Source organism: Streptomyces sp. NPDC104581, from assembly GCF_055583685.1.
This window is the reverse complement of sequence record NZ_JBVJNN010000089.1, coordinates 1-3,514: the sequence shown is the minus strand read 5'-3', so window position 1 is coordinate 3,514 and position 3,514 is coordinate 1. Positions and strand designations below refer to the sequence as shown.

At 69.6% G+C, this 3,514-nt stretch carries 4 protein-coding genes; all 4 read right to left on the bottom strand.

Annotated elements, in window-relative coordinates:
- Positions 1–109: 109 nt before the first annotated feature.
- A complete protein-coding gene (locus ACZ61E_RS32495) occupies positions 110–1,174 on the bottom strand; it encodes a methyltransferase (protein ID WP_469704003.1) in 1,065 nt (354 codons plus the stop codon).
- A 101-nt stretch (positions 1,175–1,275) separates the two neighbouring features.
- Complete coding sequence (locus tag ACZ61E_RS32490; protein WP_469704001.1) at positions 1,276–2,328, bottom strand: hypothetical protein; 1,053 nt, start codon at positions 2,326–2,328, stop codon at positions 1,276–1,278.
- A gap of 50 nt (positions 2,329–2,378) precedes the next feature.
- On the bottom strand, positions 2,379–3,104 hold the full coding sequence (locus ACZ61E_RS32485; protein ID WP_469703999.1) for a GPR1/FUN34/YaaH family transporter: 726 nt from the start codon (positions 3,102–3,104) through the stop codon (positions 2,379–2,381).
- 77 nt (positions 3,105–3,181) lie between these two features.
- The coding region (locus ACZ61E_RS32480; protein ID WP_469703998.1) for a phosphopantetheine-binding protein at positions 3,182–3,514 on the bottom strand (333 nt) is incomplete at its 5' end.

Here is a 3,514-nt window from a genome sequence, read left to right as displayed (position 1 = left end):
GGCGGGGAGGAAGGGTGGCCCCCCTGTTCTTCTCTCCCCGGGGTTTGTGGGGCCCCCCCCCTCCCCCCTCCTGTGCCGTCGGCCGGGATCCACTGGAGAGGGACGTGGGTTACTTGGTGGCGACGATGACGCCGTGCGGGGTCCAGCCCGGGAAGGGGATGCGCTTGAGGGTGCTGAACCCGGCGGCCCGCAGGGACCGCTCGTGTGTCGCCCACGAGTAGATCATGCCGCCCTCGGCCGGCAGCGCGGCGAAGTAGACACTGTCGAGGGCGGCGACGACCGGACCGTCGCCCTCGTCGTTGGACATGGAGTTGAAGATGACCAGCTGACCGCCCTCGGGCAGGACCTCGTAGGCGCGGCGCAGCAGTTCGGTGTTCTCGTCCGGTGTCCAGATGACCATCTGGTGGGCGAACATCACGACGTCGCAGCCGGTGGGCAGCGGGTCGCGGAACATGTCACCCGTGATGACGGAGACCTGGCCGCCCACCCCCGCCTGGGCGATCTTCTTCTCGGCTATGGTGCCCGAGGCCGGGATCTCGAAGACGGTGACCTTGAGGTCCGGGTTGGCCTGGGCGAGCGCGATGGCGTTCACCGCGTCACCGCCGCCGCAGTCCAGCAGGTGCTTGCGGCCCGAGAGGTCGAGCTCCTGGACGAGGTGCTTGTTGGCCAGCTCGGACCAGGAGCGCATGTAGCGGTAGAAGACCTGCTCCATGTGCGGGTTCTCGGCGAGCCGGTGGTAGAGGTCACGGCCGGAGCCGCGGACCCGGCGCAGACCGACGTTGCGGTTCTCGCGGAGCGAGTCGGTGAAGTCGAGCTGGCCCTCGTACACGATGTACTGCTCGAAGGCGACGGTGTCCTTGAAGCGCTGCCAGTCGCCCTCGTCCATGAGGTCCTTGACGACCCCGGCCAGTCGGTACAGGCCGTCCTGCTTGACGAGGATGCCGAGCGAGGTGCAGCCGAGGAGGAGGATGTCGACGGCGCGGTCCTCAAGACTGAGCGCGTCGCGGATCTCTTCCCGGGTCAGCTCCTGCTTCTCGGCGACCAGGTCGGGCAGGCCCAGTTCACAGGCGGCGTTGAGGTACTGGAAGGCCGCGTGCCCGAAGAGGATCCGGGACAGGCCGTCCATGTCGAGCTCGATGGGCCCGCCGTGCTGGGTGGGTGCGGTTTCGGTCATGAGTGCCCTGCCTCTCGGATGTGGATGCGTCTCTACCGGTCACTGGTGTGTGCGGTCCGCGACACCGGTGGTGGTCAGGAAGTCCGTTGCGGATGGGGGAATCAGCTGTGGTCGGGGAACGGTGCGGCGGGCAGGGTGCCCGCCCGCAGTCGGTGGAACTGATCGATGACACCGACAGCGGGTCGATGGGACCGGCTGGTCGCGAGCAGGCTCGGCGACTGTTTGCCGACGAAGTGCCCGCAGACGCCTTTGTGCGCCTCGTACGTGGCGTCGAGCGCGGTCCGGAAGTCTTCGAGCGGGTCGGGACGGCGCTCGGCCAGCCACGCCCAGGCGTCGCTGGACCCGGTGAGCGCGGCCACCAGTGCCTCGTGGTCCCGCCATCGCAGCCCGCTCATCTGCGGGGGTGCGACGGGCGGCATCAGGGTGGGCCTGATCTCCTCCTGGTACTGGTCCGGGCTGGCGTCCCCGGCGAACTGGAGGGAGGCCCGGCAGGCCCACATGACGCGGGAGGCCACACCGGCCGCCGCGGCGGCGAGCTCCTCGTCGCCCGCCTCGGCCGCCGCCCTGAGACTGTTCACGGCGAGGGCGCCGCCCTGCGCGAGCACCATGAACACATGGTGGCCGCGGACCCAGCGGCGGAGCCCGTCGAGGGGTTCCGGCTTCCCGGACCGCACGCACTCGGGTACGGGCAGCGGATCGGGCAGCCGGGTGGGATCGGCCGGCCAGCGCAGCAGTACGTCGAAGCCCGCGACCATGTCGCGCCACGAGGCCTCGTCGAGGCCGGTGCCCCGTTCCTCGGCGATCTCCAGGATGCCGAGCTGTGAGTTGAGGACGGCCGCGACGAACAGGCTGAGCGGGTCGCCGTGGTGCCGCTCGATGCCGAACGCCAGGTCGTTGTCCCGATTCGGCCGCGACTCCCGCGGGTCGTCGCCGACGAGGGTGCTGGGCACCGGGCCGAGGTCCGCGCGAGCGGCCACGGCGGCGGCGAGCAGCTGGGGGAGCCCGGTCCGGTTGGCCGGATCGGACATCCGGTCGACCGTCGCCGCGAGGGCGGTGGGAACCGCCGCCGCGATCGCCGGGGCGTCGTCGGGCAGGTCCTCCGGGCGCGGCATGGGGAAGGGGACGGTGGCGACGTGGGGCAGGTAGTCGGTCATCGTGCCTCCTGTTCATACGCGTTGGTCGGGGGGAGTCCGTACGTCCGGGGTCAGCGGCCCTTGATGAGCGGCTTGCCCAGAGGCAGGCGCTTGGCGCCGGTCGCCTGGTGCATGAAGGCGGCGAAGATGTACATGCCGAGCACGATGAAGAGGAACATCGTCGTGATGCCGACATAGATCAGCCAGGGGTCACCGGGCTTGAGGGGGTTGTTGACGGTCTGGTCGATGGCCTGCTCGATCGAGCCGTACAGCACGAGCAGGGTGGTGGAGACGACCACGAAGAGGAACGTGAAGACCCGCGGCAGTCGCAGGGTCGTCAGCGTCAGCAGGATGATCACGATGGACCACACCAGGACGAAGTTGGCCGTGGCCTGGCGTTGTTCGATGTTCTCGAACTCGCCCATCCAGTTGTTGTTGAGGGCGAGGCTGAGGATGGAGAAGCTCAGCCAGAAGGTCCCGAACAGCCCGTAGACCGCCGCGAACACCCCGTCGCCCAGGCGCATCGCCCAGACCGAGGCCATCAGCAGCATGATCGTGCTGCTGAACACCATGATGGGCAGCGAGGCCACCAGGGAGTTGGCCGGGATGCTGACGTCCTTCAGGTAGAAGGCGAGCGAGATGGAGCCGAGCAGGAATCCCCCGAAGCCCAGCATGGCGGGCTCGGTGGCCTTGGGGCCGGTGGACAGATCCGGCACGGATGCGGCCGGCCTCGCCGCGGGAGAGGTCTCTGCGACCGGCGCCGGTGGGGCGTCGAGCGTGGTCTTTTCCTGCTTCATCGCTTTCTCCTGATCTAGTAGGGAGCGGAACGGTGGGAGGGGGGGAGCAGGGCGTACGCGGGGACGGGGACGGGGTCTCACCCCGCCGTGGACCGTCCGCCGCGGACCCGCCGGATGCGCCGGATCTCGACGGGGGCCGCCCAGGACGCCGGGTCAGGCAACTGCCCGGCGAGTTCGGCGAGTACGGGGTGGTCGAAGATGAGGTTGAGCGGTACGTCGGTACCGGTGCGCGCCGCGAGCCTGCTGATCACGCGGGTGGCGAGGAGTGAGTGGCCGCCGAGGGCGAAGAAGTCGTCGTCCGCGCCGACCTCGGTTACGTCCAGGACCTCGCGCCATATCTCCGCGACGAGTTCCTCGGCGGGTCCGGTGGGGGCGCGGTAGGCGGTGTGCCCGGTGCCGGGGTCCGGATC

Coding starts and splice junctions, on each gene's coding strand:
- ACZ61E_RS32495 (WP_469704003.1), bottom strand. CDS start 1,174: ATGACCGAAACCGCACCCACCCAGCACGGCGGGCCCATCGAGCTCGAC.
- ACZ61E_RS32490 (WP_469704001.1), bottom strand. CDS start 2,328: ATGACCGACTACCTGCCCCACGTCGCCACCGTCCCCTTCCCCATGCCG.
- ACZ61E_RS32485 (WP_469703999.1), bottom strand. CDS start 3,104: ATGAAGCAGGAAAAGACCACGCTCGACGCCCCACCGGCGCCGGTCGCA.